This is a genomic window from Jatrophihabitans sp., from assembly GCA_036399055.1.
In the GTDB taxonomy this organism is placed as follows: domain Bacteria; phylum Actinomycetota; class Actinomycetes; order Mycobacteriales; family Jatrophihabitantaceae; genus Jatrophihabitans_A.
Map to the genome: position 1 here is coordinate 100,488 of DASWNX010000002.1, position 24,367 is coordinate 124,854.

Here is a 24,367-nt window from a genome sequence, read left to right on the forward strand (position 1 = left end):
TGCCGGGAAACCAGCCCAGGACCTAGTTTCGACAGGTTCACACCGTTGCGCGCCTGCAAGTGCCGATCACGAGAGCGAGGTCCCGCGTGAGCGAGGACAGCCCAGCCCAGAACACCACCTTCGCCAGCAACGGCGGCCAGGCGCACGGCTATCTGGCGCTGCCGGCCAGCGGCAGCGGTCCCGGCGTGATCGTGATCCAGGAGTGGTGGGGCCTGACCGATCACATCGTCGACGTGGCTGACCGGCTGGCGGCCGAGGGTTTCACCGCGCTGGCTCCTGACCTGTTCGGCGGCAGGACCGCCCATGACTCCGACGAGGCAGGCCGGCTGATGTCGGAGCTGCCGGTGGACAAGGCGGCGCAGGACCTCGCCGGAGCCGTGGACTTCCTACTCGCCAACGAGGCGGTCAGCTCCACCAAGGTCGGCGCTGTCGGCTTCTGCATGGGTGGCGGCTTCGTGCTGATGCTGGCCGCTCAGCAAGGGGGCAAGATCGGCGCCGCCGTTCCGTTCTACGGGGTGGGTGAGGCAGTGCCGTCGCAGTACGCCGGTCTGACAGCGGCGGTGCAGGGCCACTACGGAGAGCAGGACCAGATGTACCCGGTGTCCCAGGCGCGCGAGCTGGAGCGTCAGATCCGCGAGGAGTCCGGCGCCGACGTCGAGTTCTTCTACTACCCCGCCGGGCACGCCTTCCACAACGAGGGCGATCTGCTGGGCACCTATGACCCGGCCTGCGCCAAGCTCGCATGGGAGCGCACCGTGCGGTTCCTCAACGAACGGCTGGACGGATGACCGCGGCCGACCAGCCCGACCGGCCGGATCAGCCCGGCGAGCCCAAACAGCCCGACCAAGCCGAACAGGCTCGACTGGCCGAGCGCCGGGCCGAGTTGCGCCAGCGGTACCTGGTCCCCCCCGAACGCCGGCCGGCCTCCAACGCCCGCGGGATCCATCACGCGGCGCTGATCTGCAGCGACCCTGAGGCCACCATCCGGTTCTATCAGGACCTGCTGGGCTTCCCCCTGATCGAGCTGGTCGAGAACCGCGACTACCCCGGCTCGTCGCACTTCTTCTTCGACCTCGGCAACTCGACGCTGCTGGGCTTCTTCGACTTTCCCGGCCTCGGCCTCGAGCCCGGCAAGGAAGCCCTCGGAGGAGTGCAGCACATCGCGATCTCGGTGGAGCCCGGTCGCCATGCCGAGCTGCGGGCCCGGCTCGACGCCGAGGGGATCGCCTACGGCGGCCCGGACAAGGGCATCGAGGAGTCGCTGTACTTCCGCGATCCTGACGGCATCGGAATCGAGCTGCTCAGCGACGAGCTGATGTACTTCGGCGGCCAGTGGCTGGACGGCAGGTGAGGACTTCCCGGCCAACAACGTCACCTACACCTACGGCGCGGCCGGCGCTACGGGCACCAACGACGTGGTGGTTCCGCCGCCGTCCCGGGACGGCGGGCCGACCACCCAGGTGTTCCAGTACGACGACCTGTACCGGCTCACCGGCGCCAGCGGCTCGTACCTGTCCGCTCCGGGCAAGACCGACCGTCACACCCTCGCGCACATCCACCGCGACCTCGCCGACGCGGCCCGGCCGATGATGGGCCTGAACATGAGCGCCGAGGTGTGCCCGGCCGGGAAGGTCTCCTTCTAGACCTCGGCCAGGGCCGCCGCGGCGTGGGTGAGCAGCGAGCCGTCCCGCTGGATCCAGTGGTGCTTGAGCTGCGCGGGTGAGGCGCCCTCGCGCCGGCGCCGGTCCTCCACCCGGGCGAACGTGCCCGGCGGCACCCGCAGCAGCGCGAGCGGGGTGAGCCGGTCGGCGGCCCGCTTGTCCGCGTACTCGATGTTGAGCTGCTGCAGGGCGGTCTCAACGTCCTCGGCGAACCGGTCGGGGGACAGCGGCAGGTCGTCGGCCCACTCGATCATCAGGGTGTAGCCGGGGGGCGCGGCCCAGACCGGCACGCAGCTGAACAGCGGCAGGCTGCGCCACTGGTCGCCCAGCGCGGCCCGCACGGCCAGGTAGACGTCCTTCTCGGTCAGCTTCTCGCCGGTGAAGGAGCTGCCGAAGCCGGACCGGCCGACGAAGTCCAGCCGCGGGACCTGCCCGATCCGGCCGACCACGGTGTAGAGGTCGCCCAGGGCGTACCGGTAGAGACCGTTGGCCTGGGTCATCACCACCTCGTACGTCCGGCCGACCTCGACCTCGTGGAAGTCGAGCGTCTCCACGTCCGGCTCCAGCGGGACCTCCTCGTCGCGGTCCTCGGCCGGGACGAACTCGTACAGGCCGAGGTCGACGGCGAGCGGCCCGGCCGACCGGTGCCCGTCCACCGGGATCGTGATGATCCCCTCGGTGCCGGTCGCGCTGAAGGGCAGCTTGGGCACCCCTGGGGTGACCTCGTCCAGCCAGGGCCGGTAGAGCGCGGCCGAGGCCGAGTTCCAGGCGACCACCAGCGCGAGCCCGGGCCACAGGTCGGTCAGCCGCAGCATGCCCCGGTTGGCCCGGCGGATGCCGGCCAGCCGGGAGGCCAGGTCGGGGTCGGCCCCGCCGTGGCACGGCCGCCCCTCTAGCGTGCCGTTGCGCAGGTCAGAGACCAGGTCGTCGGCCCGCTCGGCCAGCACCTCGGCCACCCCGACGATCTTGGAGGCGTTCAGCGCGACGACCAGCCGCACGTCCGCCCCGGCCAGCAACCGCAGCTTGCGGTAGAGGCCGTTGCGGTAGCTCTCGCCCTCGACGCCCTGGAACCAGCTCTCGTCGTACCAGGGCGGCAGCCAGTCGACGCTGCTCACCGCGGCCGGCCGCTGGGAGATGCCGTAGCTGGGGTAGTCGCCGACGCTGGTGGAGGTGCTGGACCGCTCCCAGGACAGGTCCAGGACGGTCGCGCCCGGCACCATGCCGACGGACTCGAAGTAGAGCCCCCACTGGGCGTAGAGCGCCCGGCCCCGGTAGGCGTTGCGCCAGTGCCGGGTGGTCGGGATCAGCTTCGGCTGCCCGCTGGAGCCGGAGGTGCGCAGCAGCGCGTACGGCTCGCTGCGGGTCAGCACGTTGGCGTCGCCGTCCAGCAGCTTGTCCACGTACGGCCGGAGGTCGGAGTAGCTGTGCACCGGGACCGCGCGCTTCCAGTCCCGCAGGGTGCGCACGGCCGCCAGCCCGTGCCGCTTGCCGAAGTAGGTCCCCTCGGCCTGGTCGAGGATGTCCCGGAACACCGCGGCGCTCGGGGCGTGGGCGTCGTGGCAGGCGGCGCGCTGCCGGGCCAGCGCCCGGCGGGTCCCGGTGAGGAACGCCGGGGGCACCGAGGACTGGTTGACGTGCGTCCAGGGGGACAGGGCGGGGGCGCCCGGACCCGGGTCGGCGGGGGACGTTCGGACAGTCGTCATGTCATCTCTCGACCTTCGACTCCGCGGCCACCGGGGCGAAGCCCGGAATCCTGGCCATCAGCAGCAGGCCCAGGGCCGCGACGGCCCCGACCACGAACGTGCAGAACCAGAGCAGCTCGTAACCCCAGGCGTTCGCGACGGTGATCCCGACCGGTCCGCCGACCACGAAGGCCGCGTTCCAAGCGAAGAAGAACGCCCCCTGGTAGCTGCTCGTACGCCCGGCCGGGGCCCGCTTGGCCAGGAAGGTCGCCGACATCGGCGCCCACAGCACCTCGCCGGCCGTCCAGACCACGACGGCGGCGACGAACGTCGGGATGCCGCTGGCGAACGCGTTCATCCCGAAGCCGATCGCCACCAGCAGGGCGGCCAGGGCCAGCGGGACCTCGTCGCGCATGCCCCGGACCAGCCGCGGCACCAGCGGCAGCAGCAGCACCGACAGCACGGCGTTGACCGCGATGATCAGCCCGATCTCGGCCGCGGTCAGGCCCTCGGACCGCATGTGCAGCGGCAGGGTGGAGTTCAGTTGCAGGTAGATCGCGGCCAGCAGGGCGGTCAGGCCGAGGAACACCAGCAGCACCCGGGACCGGAACGGCTCGACCAGGCCCAGCACCGTGCGGCGCAGCAGGGTCGAGCCCTCCTGCTCGGCAGCCGCCGCCCGCTCGTCCACCGGCAGCCACCAGACCAGGGACGCGTACGCCAGGCTCGACGCCGCCCACAGCACGAACAACCCGGCCGGGGCCACCGTGAGCAGGACGCCGGCCAGCACCGGCCCGAGCGACATGCCGACGTTGAAGCCGATCAGCAGGATGCTGTACGCCTTGGCGAACTGCTCGTGCGGGACCAGCGTGGCGATGAGCCCGGCCGCGGCCGGGCGGTCGACCGAGGACAGCACCCCGGCCAGCAGCGACAGCACACCGATCACCCGGATGTCGGTGGAGATCAGGAACAGCATCGCCGTGACCAGCGCGACCGGCTGCGACCACAGGATGGTCCGCCGCGCCCCGACCAGGTCCGCGACCACACCGCCCAGCAGGCCGCCGACCAGCACCCCGGCCCCGAACAGGCCCACGATGACCGCGATCGTCCGGTCGTCGGCCAGGCCGTCCTCCTGGAGGTAGAGCACCAGGAAGGCGGGCGCCAGCAGGCCGACCCGGTAGAGGGTCTGCCCGAGCCAGAGCAACCAGAACGGACGTGGCAGGGTCATCACGAGAGCTTCCCGGTGACCCCGTCCGGCGCCGTGCAGCGGTTGCGGAGCCCGCCGATCCCCTCGATGTGGCTGACCACCTCGTCCCCGACCCGCAGGTAGCGCGGGGGCGTCATGGTCATCCCCATCCCGCCCGGGGTGCCGGTGAAGATGAGGTCGCCGGGCAGCAGCGCGCACACCCCGGACAGCCGGGCCACCAGCTCGGCCACCGGGAAGATCAGCTGCCGGGTCCGGGCGTCCTGCACGGTCTCGCCGTTGACCCGGCACGACAGCCCCAGGTCGTCGCGGTCGGCCAGCTCGTCCGGGGTGACCAGCACCGGCCCGGTCGGGCCGAAGGCCGGGAACGACTTCCCCAGCGAGAACTGCTTGGCCGGTCCGCCCAGCTGCAGGGTCCGCTCGGAGAAGTCCTGGCCGGCGGTGACCCCGGCCACGACGTCCCAGGCCGCCGCAGCCGGCACCCGGTGGGCGGCCCGGCCGATCACCACGACCAGCTCGACCTCCCAGTCCACCGTGTCCGTCGGCAGCGGGACGTCCGCGTACGGACCGACCACGCAGGCCGGGAACTTGGTGAAGGTGACCGGCAGGTCCGCCGGTGTGGGCAGCACCAGCGGGCGGTCGCGGTAGTTGCTGGCCACCGCGAAGACCTGGCGCGGCCGCGGCGACGGCGCGCCGAGCTCGGCCGGGTCCCAGGGCGCGCCCGCCGCCACGTCCACGTCCCGGGACCAGGCCACGACCTCCGCCCACCGGTCGAGCACCGCCATCGGGTCGGCCGGGAACCGGCCCCCGCTGGCCCGGGCGACGTCCACCGACCGGTCGCCCGCCACCAGGTGGGCCCGGCCGGCCAGGTTGGCCATCCGCATGTCAGCCCGCCAGCCCGGTGTGCGGGCCGGCGTGGAACACCAGCGGCTCGGTGTCGGTCACGGACGGCCGCCGCGGGCCGTGATGGCCCAGTCGACCGCCTCCACCGGCCGCGCCGTGGTCCCGGTGAAGCGCGGGGCCACGTAGCGGGCCAGCAGCTGCATGCTGCGGTCGGTCTTCTCCCAGCTGGTCCAGTCGGCCACGTAGACCAGCAGGGTGCCGAAGCCGCCGGTGCGCTCCTGCATGGCCTGCAGCCCGGCCACCACGTCGTCGGGCGATCCGACCAGGGCGCCGCCCGCCTCGACCCGCGCCTCCAGCATGCTCTCCCGGGGCACCCCCGGGCTGAGCACCTCCCGGCCGGCGGCCCGGCCGAAGTAGTCGAACAGCCAGCGGTCGTAGCCCTCCCGCACGTCGGCGTACGCCTGCTCGCGGGTCTCGGCCACGTGCACCGGCAGCGCGATCCGCCAGGCCGAGCGGTCCATCGTGTTGCCGTGCTCCTGCGCCGCGGCCACGGCGTGCTCCCACTGCCGGCCCAGGTCGATGTGCTGCGGGGCGCCCGGGGTCATCAGCGCGAACGGCAGCGCGAAGGAGCACATGCTCAGCCCGTACTGCCCGGCCAGCCGGGGGCTGGCGGTCGAGGTGCCGCTGGTGGCCATGGCCACCTCGATGCCGGCCGGGCTGAACCGGGGCAGCTGGAGCTTGGCGTCGTGCAGCTCGTACCAGTCGGTCTTGTCGGTGACCCGCTCGGTGCCGTTGACCAGCTCCAGCACCGTCGGCAGCGCCTCGGCCAGCCGGGTGCGCTGCACCGGCGGCTCCAGGCCGAACATGCCCGCGTCGAACGGCACGCCCGGCCCGACCCCGAGGATGTAGCGGCCGCGGCTGAGGTGGTCCAGGTGGACGGCCCGGCTGGCGACGTGGAAGGGGTGGTGGCCAGACAGCGGCACCACCCCGTTGGCCAGCTTGATCTGCCGGGTGCGCTGGGACGCGGCGGCGATCATCGTCTCCGGAGCACCGACCAGCCCCCAGCCCAGGGAGTGGTGCTCCCCGAACCACGCCTCGTCGAAGTTGAGGTCGTCCAACTGCTCGACGAGATCGAGGTTCCGCCGGATGGCGAGATGCGGGTCCTGGCCGGTCTCATGGACGGGCGACAGGAACACGCCGATGCGACTGTGCATAGCAAATCCTCCTGGGACGGATGGGCTGCCGACGCCGGGTGCGGCGGTCAGTCGAATCGGTAGACGCGGTCCTTCAGGGCGCGCACCTCGGCGTAGTCCGCGGCCAGCGCCGCGTCGTCGTCGGCGACGAAGAAGACCCGCAGCGGGCTGGTCAGCAGGTCGACGGTGCGCCGGACCCGGCCGCCCGGCTTGATCTTCACCAGCACCTTGTGGACCGTCGGCATCGCGGTGATCCGGGCCACCACGTCCTCGTCCACCGCGGTGACGACGCCCTCCAGCTCGGTCGGGGCGTTGTAGACGACGCCCGAGCGCAGCTTCGGGTACGTCCGGTCGCCGTACTCCTTCTGGAACTCGGCCGGCCGCACGTACGCCCGCACGTCCAGCGCGGCCTGGTTGCCGCCGGTGCAGACGTCGTGGAAGCCGGGGTCGAGGTTGCCGTTGACCCGGGCCCCCACCTCCACCAGCACCGGGCCGTCCTCGGTGACGATGACCTCGTGGTGGGCCGCGCCCCAGCGCAGGCCGAGCGCGTCCAGCACCTCGTCGACGTACGGGACCAGCTCGGCGACCACCGGGGACCCGGGGTCGAGGAGGATGTCCCGGTCGTAGATGTTGCGGCCGTCGGGCAGCAGGGTCTTCTCGTAGCGCCAGACGCCGCAGACGTAGCGCCGGCCGTCGGAGCTGACCGTGTCCACGATGTACTCGGCGCCGCGCAGGTAGGACTGGACCAGCACCTCGGTGTTGCGGAACCCGAAGATGTCGCTGGTGCCCAGCACGTGCTCGGCCGCCGCGCGCACCTGCTCCGGGGTGGTGCAGATGAACACCCCGTCGGTGGCGGCGGAGCTGATCGGCTTCACCACCACCGGCCGGCCGTCCTCACCCGCGGCCCACGCCACCGCGGCGGCCGGTTCGGCCGTCCGCAGCTGGCGCGCGCAGCGCACGCCGGCCCGGCGCAGCGCCTCGATCATCTCGAACTTGTCCCGGCGGGCCCGGGACAGCGCGGTGCCGTTGGACGGCAGCCCCAGCGCCGTGCTGAGCCGGTCGGCCAGCTCGACCGCGGACTCCTGCCCGGGGACCAGGCAGACCGGGTCGTAGCCGCGCAGCCGCTCGACCAGCGCCGCCTCCCCGTCCATGACGATGTTCTCGTCGTAGGCGCTCAGGTTCGGCGGGCTCATCGTCGGGATCAGCTCCGGGGTGCTCTGCACGTGCACCAGCCGGACGTCGTACGGGGCGAACGCGGCCGGGAAGAAGTTGCCGGCGGAGTAGCTGTCCACCACCACCGCGACCTGCCTAGCGTCGCTTCTGGTCATCGTCACCTCTTGGGAGCTGCGGTCCGGGACCGGGCCGGAATGGTCACTCGCGTGGTACATCGTGACCGTAGCGGCCGGGGGTGGTGTCGGAGATGAAGCGGGCCAGCCGGGCCACCCCCTCCCGGATGTCGTCCGGGGCCAGGTTGCTGAACCCCAGCCGCATCGCCCGGTCGCCGCCCCCGCCGACGTGGAACATCGACATCGGCGCCCAGCTCACGCCGAAATCGCTGGCGCAGCGCTCCATCGCCGCCAGATCGGCGACGAAGGGCACCTCGACGGTGAGGAAGAAGCCGCCGCGCGGGGTGTTCCAGCTGACCCCGTGCTCGGCGTGCCGCTCGGGCGGGAAGTGCGCGGCCAGCGCGGCCAGCGTGGTGTCCAGCCGCTCCGCGTACACCGCGGCCGTCGCACGGGTGGCGGTGCGCAGGTCGTAGTCGTGCTCGACCAGCATCCCGCCCACCACCGCCTGGGACAGCGACGAGGTGCCGACGGTGAACATGCTCTTGGCCCGGGACAACTCCTCGGCCAGCGTCCGCACCGACCCGCCCGGACCGGACACCGGCTGGTCGGCCACCAGGTACCCGAGCCGGGCGCCCGGGAACGCGGTCTTGGCGAACGAGCCGAGGTAGAGCACCGAGCCGTGCCGGTCCAGCGACTTCATCGTCGGCAGCTGCTCGCCGTCCCGGGCGAACAGCCCGTACGGGTTGTCCTCCAGCACGACCAGCCGCTCCCGCCGGGCCAGCTCCAGCAGCCGGTGCCGCGCGGCCAGCGGCACCACCGTCCCGGACGGGTTGGAGAAGTCCGGGATCAGGTAGACCGCGACCGGCCGCCGCCCCGAGGCCCGCACGTCGGCGACCGCGGCGGCCAGCGTGTCCGGGTCCAGCCCGTCCGGGCCCTCGGGCACCCCGACCAGCGGGACGTCCAGCATCCGGGCCGCGCCCAGGATCCCCACGTACGCGGGGGAGACGGTGAGCAGCACGTCCTGCGGTCCGGTGATCAGGCCGCGCAGGGCGACCAGCATCGCCTCCTGGCAGCCGGAGGTGATCATCACGGCGTCGGCCGGCACGTCGATGCCCTCGTCCTGGCGCAGGTTGCGCGCGACCTCCTCCCGGATGAACCCGTTGACCGGGCCGTACTGGAACAGCAGCTTGCGGATCCGCTGCTCGGGCACCCCGCCCTCGCGCAGGTGCCGCAGGTAGCGGTCGAGGTAGACCGGGAGGGTGGCCGGGTCGTGGGTGCCGTCGTACGGGGCGCCGGAGGAGAAGGACAGCGCGGCCGGGAAGCGCATCGCGGTCTCGCTGAGCATGCGCATGGAGTCCATCTGCGGGTCGCCGATGGCCGCGTGCAGCGCGCCCAGCTCGAAGGACAGCGCCGCGTCCGGGTCGGGCGCCGGGGCCGGGCCGTCCAGCAGCCGCCCGCCGGTCACGACCGGCCCCCGGCCACCGGCGTCGCGGCCAGGCTCCCCTTGCCCGGCTGCCACTCCCGGACCACCGTGTCGGCGACCACGCCCCCGGTCACGTACGGCTCCTCGGCCAGCACCCGGTCCAGCTCGGCCCGGTCGGCGGTCCGGTAGACCAGTAGACCGGCGTTGTCCCCGGTCAGCGGCCCGCCGAGCAGCAGCACCCCGCGCTCGGTCAGCGCGTGCAGGTAGGCCGCGTGCGCGGGGTGGAACGGCTCCCGGCCGGCCCGGTCCACGCGGTAGCGGAACTCAACGACGTAGGTCGTCACGATCGTCCTTTCTGGAAGCGGGGGGTCGGACGGGGCGGGCTCACATGTAGAGCCCGCCGTTGATGTCAATCACCGCGCCGGTGGTGTAGCCGGCGCCCTCCGAGCACAGGTGCAGCACGCTGCCCACCGCCTCGGCCACGGTGCCCATCCGGCCCATCGGCAGCCGGGACAGCACCTGCTCCTTCTGCGCCGGGTCCCGGCGCTCCCACGCACCGGCGACCCGCTCGGTGGCGATCGGCCCGTGCGCCACCACGTTCACCACCACGCCGGACGGCGCCAGCTCGTAGGCCATCTGCTTGGTCATGCCGATCACCGCGGCCTTGGCCCCGACGTAGGCGGCGTTGTTGAAGTGGCTGTATGTCCGGCCGCCGGCCGAGGCGAAGTTGACGATCCGGCCGTAGCCGGCCCGGGCCATCCCCGGCGCGCAGGCCTTGATGGCCAGGAAGGTGCCGATCACGTTCTCCAGGTAGGTCTGCTCGAAGTGGGCGACCTCCAGGTCGGCGTAGCCGATCACCCGGGTGTCGCCGCCGACCCCGTTCACCAGGACCGCGGGCTGGTACCGGTCCGCGACCTCGGCCAGCTGCCGCTCCGCGGCGGCCACGTCGGTGACGTCTCCGACGACCACGTCGACCTTGGTCAGGTCGGCCAGCCGGTCGGCGAGCGCGGACACCGCGGCCTCGTCGCGGTCCAGCAGCACCAGCGGGGCGCCCTGCTCGGCGAGCCCGGCGGCCACCTCCCGGAGGATGCCGCCGGCGGCGCCGACGAGCAGGGCGGTGCGTGCGGTCATGAGGAACTCCTCGCGGTCGTCGAGACGGGCGGCGGGGCGGCCGGCGATGCGGGCGGGGCTGAGGGGGACGGGGCCGAGAGGGACGGGGCCGAGAGGGACGGGGCCGAGGTGGGCGGGCAGCGGTCGAGCAGGGCGCGGGTCGGCACCAGCCCGATGCCGGGGCCGGTCAGCGGGGCGACCTGCCAGCGGACCCGGTCCACCGCGTACGGCGGGTCGGTCAGCGGCTCGGGGAACCACTCGTCCTGCCGGCCGCCCTCCACCGCCAGCAGGTCGGTCAGCGAGCAGGCCAGCAGCCGGCCGGCCGCCCACAGCGGCCCGACCTCGCCGACGTGCACCCCGAGCTGGACGCCGAGGCCGCGCTCCCGGGCCGCGGCGACCAGGGCCAGGGTCGGGAACAGGCCGCCGCACTTGCCGACCCGGGCGTTGACCGAGTCGGCCGCGCCGGCCGCCGCGGCGTCCAGGTCGGCCGGGCCGGTGCAGGACTCGTCCAGCATCACGGCCATCCCGGTGGCCTCGCGGACCGCCCGCATCGCCGCCCAGTCCCGCGGGCCGACCGGCTCCTCCAGCCAGTCCACGCCGAGCGGGCGCAGCCGGGCGGCCCCGGCGACGGCCAGGTCCCGGTCCCAGGCGCCGTTGACGTCCACCGACAGCGTCGGGCCGGCGCCCAGCACGTCCCGGACGGCGGCGACCCGCCGGACGCAGCCCTCGACGTCCGTGCCCGCCTTGACCTTGACGTGCCAGACCGCGGACGGGTCCAGCCCGCCCAGCCGCCGGGCCGGGTCGTCGGCCAGGTCCAGCACCACCGAGACAGCGGCCGGGGCGGCCCGCGGGCGCAGCAGCGCCGCCGCGGCCGGGACGCCGCGCAGCCCGTCCAGGCCGGTCTGGCCGTGCCGCCTGCAGATGGCGTCGAACAGGGCGATCTCCAGCCCGGCCGCGGCCGCCGGCATCGGGGCCAGCGCGCCGGCCAGCCGGCCGAGCAGTCCGGCCAGGTCGAACCGGGCCAGCCGGTCCAGGGCGCCGGCCGGGTCGGCCAGGTCGAGCAGCTCCTCGGGCCGGACCCGGTTCAGCGCGTCGACCGCGGTGTCGACCGTCTCGCCGGTCACGTACGACCGGGGTGCGGCCTCGCCCCAGCCGCGGACCCCGTCGAGGTCCACCGCCACCAGCACCGACGCGGCCTGGGACCGGGCGTGGCCGGCGTGCACGAACGGCCGCTCCATCGGGATGCGGACCGGCCGCACCTCCAGCCGGGCCGTCACCAGTCCCGCCCGGCCACGGTCGCCGCCAGCCAGTGCCAGTACTCGCGGCGGGCCCGGGAGAACTCGACGTAGTGGTGGCGGCCCCGGAAGGTGGCCACGTCAACCTTCCCGTGCAGGGTGGTGAGGACTCGTTCGCTCTCGGCGAGCGCGATGATCGGGTCGTGCTCGGCCCGGACCAGGTGCACCGGGGCCGCGGTGTCGGCCCGGCGCTCCAGGTAGATCCGCTCCAGCTCGACCATCGTGGCCCGGCTCCGGGCGGTCACCTGGCGCAGCATGAGCCGGTCGTTGGCCATGAACTCCAGGTAGCGGGCGAGGTCGGTGTAGTCCTCGTCGGCCAGCGCGATGGCCGAGTGCTCGGTGCCGGTCAGCGCGGCCAGCTCGGCCAGCCGCTCGGTCCCGTGCCGGGCCCGTTGCTGGCCCAGCGCGGGGGCGCAGTAGACGAGCCGGTCGACCTCCAGGCCCTGGGCGACCAGGGCGGCCAGGATGCTGCCGCCGAAGCTCTGGCCCAGCGCCACCACCGGCAGCCCCGGCCAGTCCCGCCGGGCCTGGGCCAGGGCGGTCCGGTAGTCCTCCAGCACCACGCCCGCCGCGGGCAGGTCGCCGCGCATGCCGCCGCTGCGGCCGGATCCGCGCCGGTCGGCCGCGTACGTCACCGTCCCGTGCTGGGTCAGCTCCGGCCCGGTCTCGAACAGCCAGCCGGCGTGGCTCTGGATGCCGTGCACGTAGAAGAGCAGCGTCGTCACCTCGGCCGCCTCGGTCGGCTCGGCCGGCCGCCAGCTGTGCAGGGCCAGCGGGGTGCCGTCGGCGCCGGCGACCGCGGCGACGCGGTGCTCGGCCGCGGGGAGCGGGAGCGGGAGTGGGAGCCGGATCCGGGGCGCCGAGGAGGCCCCCGGCGCGGCGGGCCGGTCCGGCGTGCGCGTGTCTCTGGTCAACCCGGTGAGTCCTCACGGCATCGGCGGCGCGGTGTCCGGCAGGCGACGACTCTGGACGCTTGTCCGGAAGATCCTTTACGAACCGTTCCTTAGTGATCGTGCCTTGTACGACACTAGGCGTCAGTTTGTGCAGTGTCAACGTGGTTACCGGTGGCCCTTCGGGCAGCGCTAACCGTCGGCGCGCCTCTGTCTGCGTTAGGCGCTCCCGCAGGTTCGGCATGCACGGCCGGCTGACCTCGGTCGGCCAGTAGAACTTCAGCGTCAGGTCCGACTCGCCCGCCGCGCCAGCAGCCGCTTGGCCTTGGCCGGGTCGTAGGAGTAGGTGGTGACATCGTCGGCGTAGCCGGAGCCCGCCGACTTCGCCGTGCCCGCGCCTGTCCGGCGTCGCGCGACACCTCACCTAGATTGCGACGGACTGTCCATGTCATCGCCGCTGGTGGCACGGCGAAAATGCGTTGTCGGAACGTTGCCCTAGCTTGAACACTTGCACCAGTCAATCGCGATGTGAGGACCGACGACATGACCGAGCAGTTACCGGCGCCATTCGATGAGTGACGTGATCACGGCCAGCGGACTGGTGAAGACCTACGGCAAGCTCCGCGCGCTGGACGGCCTGGACCTGGCGGTGCCCGAAGGGACGATACTCGGGCTGCTGGGCCCGAACGGCGCAGGCAAGACGACCGCGGTCCGGGTCTTGACCACCCTGCTCGAACCGGACGAGGGCAGCGCCCAGGTGGCCGGCATCGACATCGCCAAGAACCCCGGTCAGGTCAGGGCCAAGCTGGGCCTGTCCGGGCAGTACGCGGCGGTCGACGAGTACCTGACGGGTTTTGAGAACCTCGACATGGTCGGCCGGCTCTACGGGCTGGGCCGAGCGCCGTCCAAGCAGCGCGCGCGTGAGCTGCTGGCGCAGTTCGACCTTGAAGAGGCCGGCGACCGGCCGGTGAAGACCTACTCCGGCGGCATGCGGCGTCGGCTTGACCTGGCCGGCGCGCTGGTGGCGCGCCCACCGGTGCTGTTCCTGGACGAGCCGACCACGGGGCTGGACCCGCGCAGCCGAACCGACATGTGGGAGGTGATCGTCGAGTTGGTCAAGGGCGGCACCACCCTGTTGCTGACCACCCAATACCTCGAAGAGGCCGACCGGCTCGCGGACAACATCCTGGTGATCGATCACGGACGTGCCATCGCCGAAGGCACCGCTGACAGCCTCAAGGCCCAGGTCGGCGGCGAGCGGGTCGAGATCGTGCTGGTCCGGCGGGAGGATCTGCCCGCCGCGCGCGCCCTCATGACCGAGCTGGCCGGCGTGCCGGTCGAGGTGCAGGAGCACAGCCGCCGAATCGTCGCTCCGGTGTCCGGCGGCGCCAGCCTGTTGATGGAGGCGCTACGCCGCCTCGACGCCAGCGGCATCGCGGTGCTCGACGTGGCGCTGCGCCGTCCGACTCTCGACGACGTGTTCCTGAGCCTGACCGGCCACCCGTCCGAAGAGGACGCCGAGGCGGCGGCCGGCGGCGCCACGACCGGCCCGAAGACCGGTCCGAAGACCGGCCCCACGACCGGCGCGAAGGAGGAGGTGGGGACCAGATGAGCATGCTCAAACCGATCGCCGACGGCGCCATCGTGGCCAAGCGCAACCTGATCAAGATCAAGCGAGTGCCGGATCTGCTGGTGTTCTCCACGATCTCGCCGATCATGTTCATCCTGCTGTTCGCCTACGTCTTCGGCAGCGCCATCCAGGTAGAGGGCACCAATTACCGCGAGTTCCTGATCCCCGGCATCTTTGCCCAGACGGTGATCTTCGGCGCCACCCTGACCGGGGCGGGCATGGCTGATGACATCAAGAAGGGCATCATCGACCGGTTCCGGTCGCTGCCGATGTCACGGTCGGCGGTGCTGATCGGGCGCACCGGCAGCGATGTCGCCAACAACGTGCTGATCATCGTGGTGATGTCGCTGACCGGGCTGCTGGTCGGCTGGCGCATCCGCAGCTCGGTGGGCGAGGCGATCGGGGGCTTCCTGCTGTTGTTGCTCTTCGCTTACGCCATCTCCTGGATCATGGCTTGGGTCGGGCTGCTGGTGCCCAGCCCTGAGGTGGTGAACAACGCCTCGTTCGTGGTGATCTTCCCCTTGACCTTCATCGCCAACACCTTCGTGCCGACCAACAACTTCCCCGCCCCCCTAAAGTTTGTCGCCAACTGGAATCCGGTGTCGTCGGTGACCCAGGCCGCCCGGGACCTCTTCGGCAACACCGCTGCCGACGTGCCAGCGCCCGACTACTGGTCACTGCAGCATCCGGTCCTCTACACCCTGGGCTGGGTGGCGCTGCTGTTGTTGATCTTCATCCCGCTGTCGGTGCGCCAGTACAAGAAGGCCGCCAGCCGCTGAGCCGGTTGCCGTCGGTTTCAAGCCGGCTCGCGGCGCCGCTCAAGCCAGCACTCTGTGCGCCGATAAGACGCCCATCGCCGCTGGCGCCCGCCGGCGCGACGCAGATGGGAGACAGATGCCCTGCTCGCAGGTGGCGGCTGCCATGCGTCCGGCCCACCGATCCCAGGTGGCCCTAGCGCTGGTGGCCATGCTCGTGGCGGGGCTCTGCCTGCTGGCGCGCCCAGGCACCGCTCACGCGGCCACGTCTGCCGAGACCGCCGCGGCCACCAGCGTGATGAGGATGCTCAACGCTCAGCGGGTGGCCCACGGACTGCCCGTCCTGGGCTCGAGCACAGCCCTGACCAGCAGCGCGCGTCGGCACAACCTGGCGATGGCCAGGGCCAACGTGCTGTCCCATCAACTACCCGGCGAGCCCTCGCTCGGCGCCCGGATCAGCCAGGCAGGCGTCCTCTGGCACTCGATCGCGGAGAACATCGGTTGGACCACTGCTCGCACCACTGCCGGAGCCAACAGCCTGCAGAGCGCCATGTACAACGAGAAGCCCCCGCAGGACGGGCATCGGCTCAACATCTTGTCCAGGTCGACGCGGTTCGTCGGCATCGACGTCCTGATCGACGCCAGAACCGGCAAGCTCTGGCTCACCGAGGACTTCGCCGACGCCCGGGGCCCGCTGCCGGCCTCGACGGCAGGCCATAACCCGAGCGGGTACCACGACAGCACGGTGGCGCTCAGCGGCCACCGGGCCCGGGTCCGCGGCTGGGCGGTCGATCCGGACAACCGGACGCTGCCGCTGGCCATCGCGGTCTACTCCGATGGACGCGCCCTCGGTTGGTTCAGGTTCCCGGTGGCGCGCCCGGACGTCGCTCTGGCCAAGTCAGCCGGGCCGAATCAAGGCTTCGACATCACCGTGACACTGCCGGCCGGGCTGCACACGGTGTGCGCCTACGCCATCAATGTGGGCCTGGGAACCGGCAACCCCAAGCTCGGCTGCCGCACCGTTCGCACTTAGCTCGCGGCTTGCCCTGCCCTCCTCAGATCGGCGGCCCGGCTTGCGTCCATCGGCTGACCGCTCGCGTGAGCGGCCAGTCCCTGCCCCGCCGGTCGGTCAGCCTTCGGCTGGATCCTCGGTGTGCTCGCGTTGCACGTCCTCGCCTTGGCCTGGCGTCGACTCCCCGCCTTCAGTGTCGGCCTGGGCGTGCTGCCGGAGGTCGTCCTCGGCCGCAGGGTCGTCCTCGGCCGCAGGGTCGTGCTCGGCCGCAGGGTCGTGCTCGCTGGGTGTCATCGATTCGCTCATCCTTGAAGTTCTACTCCCCTGCCGGCCGGATCGGCATGCTCAGCACACTGCCCCGACAGGACGGGCTGTCCCGCGTGCGTGCAGGCCGTCGGCGAATCTGCCTCACGTCCGGCGAATTTTGAATCGCATAGCTGTTGACGCGAACTGCCCTTGTCGCCTGTTGTCGTCTTAAGTCGACAATGTTACTCTGCTGACGGTTCACTGGGTCATACGTTCGACGGACTGTAGCCACTGCGGATTCGCGCTATCGCCGCATCGACCTGATCGTGCGCCAAACGGCAAGATCCCTCACGTGTTGTCGTCCTGGCTGCATCCTTTTGTCAAGCGCTATCGAGAATTGTCGGTGATGCCCGCCGTAGCCCCGTCGAAGACACCAAGGCCGGCCACAAGATGTTCTAGGCGAGATATGTCCTAGGCGAGATCTCTGCAGTGCGATGTCTCAGGCCTGCGTCCAGCAGCTCGCCGGGCGCGTCCTCCTGCAGGTGCCGGGCCTCGACGCCTGAATCTCGGAAAGCACCGCTGGCCGGGCCACTGAATTGAGTGCCTGTCAGAACGGACAACCAGTTATCCGCCGCTCCCCATCACTAGGCGGGGGTGTCGCAGTCCTAGCACGCAGTCTCCGCACCGTCTGTGCCGGACGCGCTTATCGGAACCGGAGTAGAAATGCAGCTGACACTCGATCGGTGGCGGAGCGGCAGGCACGGGGCGCAGTCATCGGAATCGGTGTCGGGAAACAAAGATTTCCAGCTGGTTTTCGCCGCGGCGCTGGCCAGCAAACTCGGCACCCAGGTCAGTTACATCGCGCTACCACTGCTCGCCGTGCTCACTATGAACGCCAGCGCTGGCGAGGTGGGCCTGCTCAACGTCTTGAGCACAGCCGCGTTCCTGCTGATCGGCCTGCCCGCCGGGGCGTGGGTCGACCGTCTCGACAAGCGCCGGGTGCTGGTCACGGCCGACCTGGCCCGCGCCGTGCTCTTCGGATCCGTCCCGATCGCGTGGTCGCTGCACATGCTGACCATCGGGCAGCTGTACCTGGTGGTCGCCCTCGCCGGCGTCGCGACGGTGTTCTTCGACGTGAGCGCCCAAAGCTTCCTGCCGCACCTGGTGGGACGAGAGAACCTCGTGGCCGCGAACACCAAGCTGGCGAGCATCGACGCGGTCAACATGATCGGCGGGCGCAGCGTAGGCGGGTTCCTGGTTCAACTGCTCACCGCGCCCCTCGCGGTCGCCTTCAACGCCGCGACCTTCACCTGGTCCGCGATCTGCCTCAGCCGGATCCGGAAGAGAGGCGGTAGCCGCACCTCGGCAAGGTCTGGCGCCGGCCTATGGCGCGAGGTCGGCGAGGGCATCCGGTTCGTGTCCGGTCATCCGCTGTTACGCCCCATCGCGATGACCGGCGTGTTGAACAACCTGTCCGTGCAGATCAGCGTCGTGATCCTGCCCGTCCTGCTGACCCAGGACCTCGGCTTCTCCGCAGCCTCCGTCGGGCTGTTCATGGCCCTCGGCGGCGGCGGGGTGCTGCTGGGCACCACCGCCGCGAGACGGCTGGGGACGTGGCTGGGGTACGGGCGGGTGATGTGGCTGGTCGGACTGGCGACCGTGCCGGTCAAGCTGTTCATCCCCTTCCTGAACCACGGACTGCTCGGGTGGTTGGCCGCGTTCGGCTGGCTCCTCACGACCGCCCAGGTGGGGGTGAACAACGTCCTCCAAGTGAGCCTTCGGCAACGGGTGACGCCCGACAGGTTGCTCGGGAGGATGAACGCCACCATGCGGTTCCTGCTGTTCGGCTCGCTGACCGTCGGCGCGGGCGTCGCGGGCCTGGTGGGGCAGTTCGTCGGGGCTCGAGCTGCCCTGACCGTAGGCGTAGCCGGCTTGATCCTGGTGTGGCTGCCACCGTTCCTGTCACCACTCCGCACGCTGCGGGAGCTTCCCGAGCAGGCGGTCTCAGAAACCTCCACCGAAAGGACGAGCAGATGACCGACTCGGTCACCGAGGACTACATCAAGCGATGCCTGGACCCCCAGAGCGAGCTACGGGATGTGGTGGCGAAGGCGCGTTTTCCACAGCAGTACCTCCAATGCTTCGGTGACCGCCTGATGCCACGGCCGTTCTTCGTGGCCGAGTCCGAGATCCGGCGGGCCGCGGCGGATCTGGCCGACTTCTTCCGCATCCTGCAGACCCTGCCGGGCCGCATGTTCGGCGGAGATCTGGCCGCCTACTGCAGCCAGGTCGGTTTCAACCCGCGAGAAGCCGGGTTGATGAGGAGGCTGGCCGACCAGCCTCCCGAGCTCTACGGGCGATCGGACCTGTACCACGACGGCGTGGGGTTCAAGCTGCTGGAGTTCAACGTCGGCAGCCAGCTCGGCGGCATCGATCAGGCCCAGGTCATGCCCGCGCTGATGCAGGTGGAGCCATTCCGGAGATTCGCCGAAGAGCACGGGCTCGGCCACGTGCACACCGGCGAGCAGATCGCGCGGAGCCTACGGGCCGCGGCTGAGCCGGTGGCCCGGGGCGCGCAGCCGGTGGTCGCGTTGCTCGAGGCCGACGGCGCCCTGCGACCGCTGATGCCCCTCCTGCTCTCCTTTCAGGAGATGCTGCGCGGATGCGGCATCGACCTGATGCTGGGCGAGGTGAGCCAGGTCGTGAACAACAACGGCAAGCTCTACCTCGACGGCACGCCCATCGATGTCGTGCTGCGGTACTTCTCGCTGAACCAAGTCATGTCCGACCCGGCCGGCGAGGCCGCGGTCGAGCCCATCTTCGCAGCGCACGAGGCGGGTGGCACGATCCTGCTCACGACCATGGAGAGCTTGCTCTACGCCAACAAGGGAAGCCTCGCCCTGCTGTCTGACCCACGCTGGCGCGAGGCTTTCACCGACGACGAGGTGGAGCTGTTCGACCGGGTGTTGCCCTGGACCAGGCTACTGGTGGACGCCGAGACCGAAGCCGGCGGCGAGTCGGTCAAGCTCCTGGACTACTGCCGGTCCGAGCGCCAGAACCTGATCCTCAAGCCCTGCAACGACCACGGCGGCCGAGGGATCACCGTCGGTTGGATGTCAACGGACCGCGAGTGGGCCGCGGCCCTGGACTCGGCGGTGGCCGGCAAGTACATCGTCCAGGAGCGGGTCCGCCAGCGGCACGAACCGGTCGTCAACCCGCAGACAGGCGAGCTGGAGACCTGGGTCGCGTGTTGGAGCACCTTCCTCACGCCGATGGGGTACTCCGGTTCGCACATCCGCGCTCTGCCCTCGGATCAACTGGGCATCATCAACCGCGGCGCGAACGCGGCGACCCGGTTGACCGGGGTCTTCCACACGCCGGCCTGATCACCGCGCGACGACGCCTCGGACGCTGACCGCGGCTCAGGATGTCAGTCCGAAGTAGGGCAGGCAGGCCGGGACGCCCTCGAGAACGACTCCTGCGGCGCCGCCCGCGGCCAACCACTGCGAGCGGCGCAGGCGCAGGTGCGTCATCGTGTCGACCCCGTTTCCGCGCGGGTGCAGCGACTCGCCGTTGGGCTGGTAACCCAGTGCCCGCGACACCGCCAGCGAGGCGTGATTGTCATGCCAGGCCGAGGTGATCGCGGCCTCGGCCTGCAGCGGGCCGAAGGCCAGCGCCAGGACGGCTCGGCGCATCTGCTTACCGATCCCCCGACCTCGCACCCGCGGCGCCAGGTGCGAGGCGCTGTCCACGGTGCGCAGCAGCGCGAAGTCCTCGGCCTCCAGCTCCTGCACCCCCACCAGCTCACCGCCGACCCGGACGCAGAACGGCAACCGCCACCGCTCGGGCTTCCAGCTTCCATAGCTGCTCCAGTAGCTCTGAAAGCCGATCACCCGCCGGTTGGTCGCCTCGTCCAGGCCGGGATAGCGGGTCGCCTGGGGGTCGAGCTCCAGGTCGTCGGGCAGCAGGTCGGCCAACGGCAGCTGGTCTGCCTCGGTCATCGGCCGTAGTTGAAGATCCGCCACCGACAGCCGCACATCCCACAACGGCCAGTACGGGTGCGCCGGCATGGCTACTCCGGAACCAGCGCCGACAGCAGCGAACGGGCTGCCTGCAGCACGGTGGCCTCGTCCAGCAGCACCGCCCTGGCCGCATCGCCGAGCGGTATGAAGCTGTCGACGCTGGTGACCCGCTTGATCGGACCCCGAAAGCCGCCGTCGACCAGCGCGGTGACGATGCCCTCAGACACCCCGCCCGAGCGCCTGGTCTCATCGACGACCAGCACCTGGCCGCTGCTGGCAGCCTCGCGAAGAATGTCCTTGACGGGCAACGGCGAAAGCCACCGCAGGTCCAGCACCGCAACCGACACCCCTTCTTCGGCAAGGGTCTTGGCCACTCGCAGGCTCATCGGCACGCCGTTGCCGAAGGTGATGATGCTCAGGTCCGCGGCCTCGGCTCGGTGCGCCGGGCCACCGTCGGCCGCGCCGTCGACCAGCCAGCGGCGGGCCTGGCCGATCGGGATGTGCCCGGCCGCCCACCGGTCCGGCCCGGCGTACTCGGCGAGCCAGCCACCGTCACCGGCGGCGAACAGATCACGTTGGTGGTAAAGGGCGATCGGCTCGAGGAAGACGCTGACGGTCCCGTCCACGGCGGCGGCGGCGATCAGGCTGCGCAACATGGCCGGGGCGTCGGAAGGATGGGCGGGCACGCCCACCACCAGGCCGGGGATGTCGCGCAGCACCGCCACCGAGTTGTCGTTGTGAAAGTGGCCGCCGAAGCCCTTCTGGTAGCCGAGGCCGGCGATCCGGACGACCATGGGGTTGCGGTACTGGCCCTGGGAGAAGAACTGCAGCGTGGCGGCCTCGCCGCGAAGTTGGTCCTCGGCGTTGTGCAGGTAGGCCAGGTACTGGATCTCAGGGATCGGCAGGAAATTGGCCAGCGCGGCGCCCAGGCCCACCCCCAGGATGGCCTGCTCGTCGAGGATCGTGTCGAACACCCGCGCCCCGCCGAAGCTCTTGCGCAAGCCCCTGGTCAGCCCGTACACCCCGCCCTTGACCGAGACGTCCTCGCCGAACAGCAACGCCTGCGGCCGCCGGGCCATCTCGTCGTGCAAGGCGCGGTTGATCGACTGCGCCAGCGTCAAGGGCCCCTCCTCCTCGGGCAGCCGGCCGAACAGCGCGCCGCGATCGACCTCGGACGGCGTGGCCACCGCCGCGGCCACCTGCTCGGCGCCGCGCGGCGCCAGTGGCGCTGTCACCTGCGCGGCCGAGCCCAGCTGCGGTTCGGTCAGCACCTGGACCGCCACTTCGCGAACGCGGTCGCCGATCGCGGAATACCGCGCCGCCAGCTCGGGGCCGTCGGCGAATCCGGCGGCTGCGAGCAACTCGGCGGTGGCCAGCAGCGGATCGCGCTCGTAGTCGGCGGCGATCTCGGCCGGGGTGCGGTAGGCCACCTCCGCATCCGACCCGGCGTGGCCGAGGTACCGGACGGTCCTGAGGTGCAGGAACGCCGGCTTGCGGGCCGTCCGGACGAACTGGACCGCCTGGCTGGCCGCGTCATAGACATCGGCCAGGTCACAGCCGTCCACCGCCAGGTAGCGCAGACCGGGACGGGCCGAGAACCGCTGGGTGATCCAGCCGGACGGGGTCCGGGTGCTGATCCCCAGGCCGTTGTCCTCGCACACCATCAGCAACGGCATCGGCAGGCCCTGATAGACCGTGCTCGAGGCGCTGTTGACCGCGCCCACCAGCGTGGAGTGATTGGCCGAGGCGTCGCCGAAACTGGTGACCACGATCGAGTCGGGCGCCCACGGCGTCTGCACCCCGGTTCGACGGGCACGGCCCAGGGCGAAAGCCAGCCCGACCGCGCGCGGCAGGTGCGAGGCGATCGTGGAGGTCTGCGGGATGACGGCCAGCTCGGCGTTGCCGAACACCTTGTGCCGCCCGCCCGCGATCGGCTCGCTGACGGCCGCGGCCACGCCGCCCAGGATGTCGCGGACGGGGTCGTGACCGGGCAGCTGCTGGGAGCGCGCGCAGTAGAAGCCGCCGGAGCGGTAGTGCAGCAGCGCCGGGTCGTCCGGGCGCAGCGCCGCCGCGACCGCCGCGTTGCCCTCATGGCCCGATGAGGCGATGGTGTAGTAACCACGGCCCTGGGTCTGCATCCAGATCGCCGCCAGGTCGGCCTGGCGGGATTCGCACTGCGCCTGGAACAGCTGGCTGGCCTGCCTGACCGACAGCGCGCTGCCCGCTCGGACCGGGGCGTCGAGGTCGCGGCTGGCGCCCCGTGGCAACGCCGTCAGCGCGGTGAGCAGATGCTGCTCCAGGGGGTGGCGTTCGGCGGGCACCTGCACATCTAACCCTGCCGGGCACTCCCGCGCGTGGATCACTCCGGCTGCGCGACGCTGCCCGGGCCCTGTGAGGCGTCGACGCTGTCCCCGGGCGAGCCGTCGATGGCGTCCTCGGCCCGGCCGTCGATGGCGTCGTCGGCCCGGCCGTCGATGGTGCGCAGCTCGGTCACGATCGCGGTGACCAGGGCAGCCGGGGTGACGTCGAAGGCCGGGTTCCACCCGGTGCTGCCCGGCGCGGCCACCCGCTGGCCGGCCATGGCCAGCACCTCGCCGGCGTCGCGCAGCTCGATGCGGATCCCGGCGCCGCTCTCGGTCGCGCGGTCGATGGTCGATTCCGGCGCGGCCACCACGAACGGGATGCCGGCGTAGCTGGCGGCCAGCGCGTGCGAGACGGTCCCGACCTTGTTCGCGACATCACCGTTGGCCGCGATCCGGTCCGCGCCCACCACCACCGCCTCGACCTGGCCGCCCAGCATCAGCCCGGCCGCGGCGGAGTCGACGATGACCCGATGCGGGATGCCTCGGCGCCCGAGTTCCCAGGCGGTCAGCCGGCTGCCCTGCAGCAGTGGCCGGGTCTCGCAGACGTAGACCATCTCCAGTGGCGCCGCGGCGTGCAACCGCTCGATGACCCCCAGCGCGGTGCCGAACTCGACACCGGCCAGCGCGCCGGCATTGCAGTGGGTCAACACTCGACGGGCGCCGGCCAGCAGCTGCGCGCCGCGGTCGCTGAGCGCCTGGTTGACCTCGATGTCGGCGTCCCGGATCGCCAGCGCGGCAGCCACCAGCTCGGCGACGCCGGCGCCTGCGGCGCGGGCTGAGCGCACCTGCTCGACACCCCAGGACAGGTTCACCGCGGTCGGACGCGCGCCGCTGAGCTTGTCGGCAGCCACCGCCAGGTCGGCGTCCAGATCGCCGTCGCGTTCGGCCGAGCGACACGCGGCCAGGGCCATGCCCAGCGCGCCGGCCACTCCCAGGGCCATCGCGCCCCGCACTGCCAGGGACCGGATGGAGACGACCAGCTCGTCGACCTCGCGCAGGTCGATGCTCACCAGCTCGGCCGGCAGCCTGGTCTGATCGATGATCCGAACCATGCCGTCGACCCAGTCAATGGTTCGCATGGCCGGTAGCGTAACCAGCTGTGCTCCTCCCCGACCAGCGCGCCGCGGTGGTGCGGGCCTGCCACCAGCTGCTGGCGACCGGGCTTGTGCGCGGCGCCTCGGGCAACGTCTCGGTCCGCGACCCGGCCACCGGCAGGATCGCGATCACCCCCACCGGCCTGGCCTACCCCGGCATGCGAGACAGCGATGTGGCGGTGCTCGGACTCGACGGCGCCCAGCTCGACGGCGCGCTGCGGCCGACCTCCGAGGTGGCCCTGCACCTGGGCGTCTACCGCGCACGCCCGGATGTCGGCGCGGTGGTGCACACCCACTCGATGTTCGCCACCACCTTCGCGGTGCTCGGCGAGCAGATTCCGCCCGTGCACTACCTGATCGTCCGGGCCGGCGAGGCGGTGCCGGTGGCGCCGTACGCCCGCTACGGCACCGCCGAGCTGGCCCAGGCCTGCGTGGCGAGGCTGGGCGCCGGGTTCGCGGTGCTGCTGGCCAACCACGGCGTCGTGGCGGTGGGCGCGGACCTCGACGCGGCGATGGCAGTCGCCGACGCCGTCGAGTACACCGCCGAGCTGGCCTGGCGAGCGCGTCAGCTCGGCGTTCCACAGCTGCTGGATTCCGAGCAACTGGCCGCCGCCCGGACGGCGTTGGCCGGTTACGGCCAACCCTCAGGCCGGGGTTGAGC

Annotated in this window: 23 protein-coding genes; 9 read left to right on the forward strand and 14 right to left on the reverse strand. The window is 71.6% G+C overall.

The genetic code is table 11. From position 1 onward, the window contains the following. The first annotated feature begins 86 nt into the window (after window positions 1–86). The 3 genes from VGB75_00515 (at window position 87) to VGB75_00525 (ending at window position 1,643) form a co-directional block, all read left to right on the forward strand. Window positions 87–788: a dienelactone hydrolase family protein gene (locus tag VGB75_00515; GenBank protein HEY0165497.1), complete on the forward strand. Its 702-nt coding sequence runs from the start codon at window positions 87–89 to the stop codon at window positions 786–788. Further along, a complete protein-coding gene (locus tag VGB75_00520) occupies window positions 785–1,351 on the forward strand; it encodes a VOC family protein (protein ID HEY0165498.1) in 567 nt (188 codons plus the stop codon). The genes VGB75_00515 and VGB75_00520 overlap by 4 nt, the downstream gene beginning before the upstream one ends. A 67-nt stretch (window positions 1,352–1,418) precedes the next feature. Then, window positions 1,419–1,643, forward strand: coding sequence for a hypothetical protein (locus VGB75_00525; protein HEY0165499.1), 225 nt, complete (start codon window positions 1,419–1,421; stop codon window positions 1,641–1,643). On the opposite strand, the gene VGB75_00530 is transcribed toward VGB75_00525, so the two are convergent. From VGB75_00530 to VGB75_00575, 10 genes are read right to left on the reverse strand one after another with little or no spacing between them, the layout of a single operon-like run. Beyond that, window positions 1,640–3,364, reverse strand: coding sequence for a GH3 auxin-responsive promoter family protein (locus VGB75_00530; GenBank protein HEY0165500.1), 1,725 nt, complete (start codon window positions 3,362–3,364; stop codon window positions 1,640–1,642). The genes VGB75_00525 and VGB75_00530 overlap by 4 nt on opposite strands. Window position 3,365: 1 nt before the next feature. After that, window positions 3,366–4,568, reverse strand: a complete 1,203-nt coding sequence (locus VGB75_00535) for an MFS transporter (protein ID HEY0165501.1) — start codon at window positions 4,566–4,568, stop codon at window positions 3,366–3,368. Beyond that, window positions 4,568–5,428 (reverse strand): fumarylacetoacetate hydrolase family protein, encoded by an 861-nt coding sequence (locus VGB75_00540; GenBank protein ID HEY0165502.1) that lies wholly within the window; start codon window positions 5,426–5,428, stop codon window positions 4,568–4,570. Before VGB75_00540 ends, VGB75_00535 begins: the two co-directional genes overlap by 1 nt. Before the next feature lie 57 nt (window positions 5,429–5,485). Further along, on the reverse strand, window positions 5,486–6,601 hold the full coding sequence (locus tag VGB75_00545; GenBank protein ID HEY0165503.1) for an LLM class flavin-dependent oxidoreductase: 1,116 nt from the start codon (window positions 6,599–6,601) through the stop codon (window positions 5,486–5,488). Between the two features lie 47 nt (window positions 6,602–6,648). After that, window positions 6,649–7,908 (reverse strand): ATP-grasp domain-containing protein, encoded by a 1,260-nt coding sequence (locus VGB75_00550; GenBank protein ID HEY0165504.1) that lies wholly within the window; start codon window positions 7,906–7,908, stop codon window positions 6,649–6,651. A 43-nt stretch (window positions 7,909–7,951) separates the two neighbouring features. Then, window positions 7,952–9,385, reverse strand: a complete 1,434-nt coding sequence (locus tag VGB75_00555; protein HEY0165505.1) for a PLP-dependent aminotransferase family protein — start codon at window positions 9,383–9,385, stop codon at window positions 7,952–7,954. Continuing rightward, entirely contained in the window at window positions 9,328–9,633 is a 306-nt protein-coding gene (locus VGB75_00560) for a YciI family protein (GenBank protein ID HEY0165506.1), read from the reverse strand. The genes VGB75_00555 and VGB75_00560 overlap by 58 nt, the downstream gene beginning before the upstream one ends. A gap of 40 nt (window positions 9,634–9,673) precedes the next feature. Then, a complete protein-coding gene (locus tag VGB75_00565; GenBank protein ID HEY0165507.1) occupies window positions 9,674–10,420 on the reverse strand; it encodes an SDR family oxidoreductase in 747 nt (248 codons plus the stop codon). Further along, the gene (locus VGB75_00570) at window positions 10,417–11,676 is read right to left on the reverse strand and encodes an enolase C-terminal domain-like protein (GenBank protein ID HEY0165508.1); all 1,260 of its coding nucleotides are present in this window, start codon (window positions 11,674–11,676) and stop codon (window positions 10,417–10,419) included. The genes VGB75_00565 and VGB75_00570 overlap by 4 nt, the downstream gene beginning before the upstream one ends. Then, window positions 11,673–12,608: an alpha/beta hydrolase gene (locus tag VGB75_00575; GenBank protein HEY0165509.1), complete on the reverse strand. Its 936-nt coding sequence runs from the start codon at window positions 12,606–12,608 to the stop codon at window positions 11,673–11,675. Before VGB75_00575 ends, VGB75_00570 begins: the two co-directional genes overlap by 4 nt. A 547-nt stretch (window positions 12,609–13,155) precedes the next feature. On the opposite strand from VGB75_00575, the gene VGB75_00580 reads away from it, so the two are divergent. The 3 genes from VGB75_00580 (at window position 13,156) to VGB75_00590 (ending at window position 16,002) form a co-directional block, all read left to right on the forward strand. Then, complete coding sequence (locus VGB75_00580; GenBank protein ID HEY0165510.1) at window positions 13,156–14,196, forward strand: ATP-binding cassette domain-containing protein; 1,041 nt, start codon at window positions 13,156–13,158, stop codon at window positions 14,194–14,196. Continuing rightward, window positions 14,193–14,993 carry an ABC transporter permease gene (locus VGB75_00585; GenBank protein ID HEY0165511.1) on the forward strand — a complete coding sequence of 267 codons (801 nt, stop codon included), beginning with the start codon at window positions 14,193–14,195 and terminating at the stop codon, window positions 14,991–14,993. The genes VGB75_00580 and VGB75_00585 overlap by 4 nt, the downstream gene beginning before the upstream one ends. A gap of 115 nt (window positions 14,994–15,108) precedes the next feature. Beyond that, window positions 15,109–16,002, forward strand: a complete 894-nt coding sequence (locus VGB75_00590; protein HEY0165512.1) for a CAP domain-containing protein — start codon at window positions 15,109–15,111, stop codon at window positions 16,000–16,002. A gap of 96 nt (window positions 16,003–16,098) precedes the next feature. On the opposite strand, the gene VGB75_00595 is transcribed toward VGB75_00590, so the two are convergent. Beyond that, complete coding sequence (locus VGB75_00595; GenBank protein ID HEY0165513.1) at window positions 16,099–16,287, reverse strand: hypothetical protein; 189 nt, start codon at window positions 16,285–16,287, stop codon at window positions 16,099–16,101. 723 nt (window positions 16,288–17,010) lie between these two features. Between VGB75_00595 and VGB75_00600 the strand changes: the two genes are divergently transcribed. Further along, entirely contained in the window at window positions 17,011–18,264 is a 1,254-nt protein-coding gene (locus VGB75_00600; protein HEY0165514.1) for an MFS transporter, read from the forward strand. Further along, window positions 18,261–19,613, forward strand: coding sequence for a hypothetical protein (locus VGB75_00605; GenBank protein HEY0165515.1), 1,353 nt, complete (start codon window positions 18,261–18,263; stop codon window positions 19,611–19,613). The genes VGB75_00600 and VGB75_00605 overlap by 4 nt, the downstream gene beginning before the upstream one ends. A gap of 36 nt (window positions 19,614–19,649) precedes the next feature. On the opposite strand, the gene VGB75_00610 is transcribed toward VGB75_00605, so the two are convergent. The 3 genes from VGB75_00610 to mtnA are packed head-to-tail and all read right to left on the reverse strand — an operon-like array spanning window position 19,650 to window position 23,691. Further along, complete coding sequence (locus VGB75_00610; GenBank protein ID HEY0165516.1) at window positions 19,650–20,297, reverse strand: GNAT family protein; 648 nt, start codon at window positions 20,295–20,297, stop codon at window positions 19,650–19,652. A gap of 2 nt (window positions 20,298–20,299) precedes the next feature. Continuing rightward, window positions 20,300–22,570: a thiamine pyrophosphate-dependent enzyme gene (locus tag VGB75_00615; protein HEY0165517.1), complete on the reverse strand. Its 2,271-nt coding sequence runs from the start codon at window positions 22,568–22,570 to the stop codon at window positions 20,300–20,302. Between the two features lie 38 nt (window positions 22,571–22,608). Further along, window positions 22,609–23,691, reverse strand: coding sequence for an S-methyl-5-thioribose-1-phosphate isomerase (gene mtnA / locus VGB75_00620; protein ID HEY0165518.1), 1,083 nt, complete (start codon window positions 23,689–23,691; stop codon window positions 22,609–22,611). Between the two features lie 20 nt (window positions 23,692–23,711). Here mtnA and VGB75_00625 point away from each other — a divergent pair, with 20 nt between their 5' ends. Continuing rightward, on the forward strand, window positions 23,712–24,365 hold the full coding sequence (locus VGB75_00625; GenBank protein ID HEY0165519.1) for a class II aldolase/adducin family protein: 654 nt from the start codon (window positions 23,712–23,714) through the stop codon (window positions 24,363–24,365). The last annotated feature ends 2 nt before the right edge of the window (window positions 24,366–24,367 follow it).

Coding starts and splice junctions, on each gene's coding strand:
- VGB75_00520 (HEY0165498.1), top strand. CDS start 785: ATGACCGCGGCCGACCAGCCCGACCGGCCGGATCAGCCCGGCGAGCCC.
- VGB75_00530 (HEY0165500.1), bottom strand. CDS start 3,364: ATGACGACTGTCCGAACGTCCCCCGCCGACCCGGGTCCGGGCGCCCCC.
- VGB75_00535 (HEY0165501.1), bottom strand. CDS start 4,568: ATGACCCTGCCACGTCCGTTCTGGTTGCTCTGGCTCGGGCAGACCCTC.
- VGB75_00540 (HEY0165502.1), bottom strand. CDS start 5,428: ATGCGGATGGCCAACCTGGCCGGCCGGGCCCACCTGGTGGCGGGCGAC.
- VGB75_00545 (HEY0165503.1), bottom strand. CDS start 6,601: ATGCACAGTCGCATCGGCGTGTTCCTGTCGCCCGTCCATGAGACCGGC.
- VGB75_00550 (HEY0165504.1), bottom strand. CDS start 7,908: ATGACCAGAAGCGACGCTAGGCAGGTCGCGGTGGTGGTGGACAGCTAC.
- VGB75_00565 (HEY0165507.1), bottom strand. CDS start 10,420: ATGACCGCACGCACCGCCCTGCTCGTCGGCGCCGCCGGCGGCATCCTC.
- VGB75_00580 (HEY0165510.1), top strand. CDS start 13,156: ATGAGTGACGTGATCACGGCCAGCGGACTGGTGAAGACCTACGGCAAG.
- VGB75_00585 (HEY0165511.1), top strand. CDS start 14,193: ATGAGCATGCTCAAACCGATCGCCGACGGCGCCATCGTGGCCAAGCGC.
- VGB75_00590 (HEY0165512.1), top strand. CDS start 15,109: ATGCCCTGCTCGCAGGTGGCGGCTGCCATGCGTCCGGCCCACCGATCC.
- VGB75_00595 (HEY0165513.1), bottom strand. CDS start 16,287: ATGAGCGAATCGATGACACCCAGCGAGCACGACCCTGCGGCCGAGCAC.
- VGB75_00605 (HEY0165515.1), top strand. CDS start 18,261: ATGACCGACTCGGTCACCGAGGACTACATCAAGCGATGCCTGGACCCC.
- VGB75_00610 (HEY0165516.1), bottom strand. CDS start 20,297: ATGCCGGCGCACCCGTACTGGCCGTTGTGGGATGTGCGGCTGTCGGTG.
- mtnA (HEY0165518.1), bottom strand. CDS start 23,691: ATGCGAACCATTGACTGGGTCGACGGCATGGTTCGGATCATCGATCAG.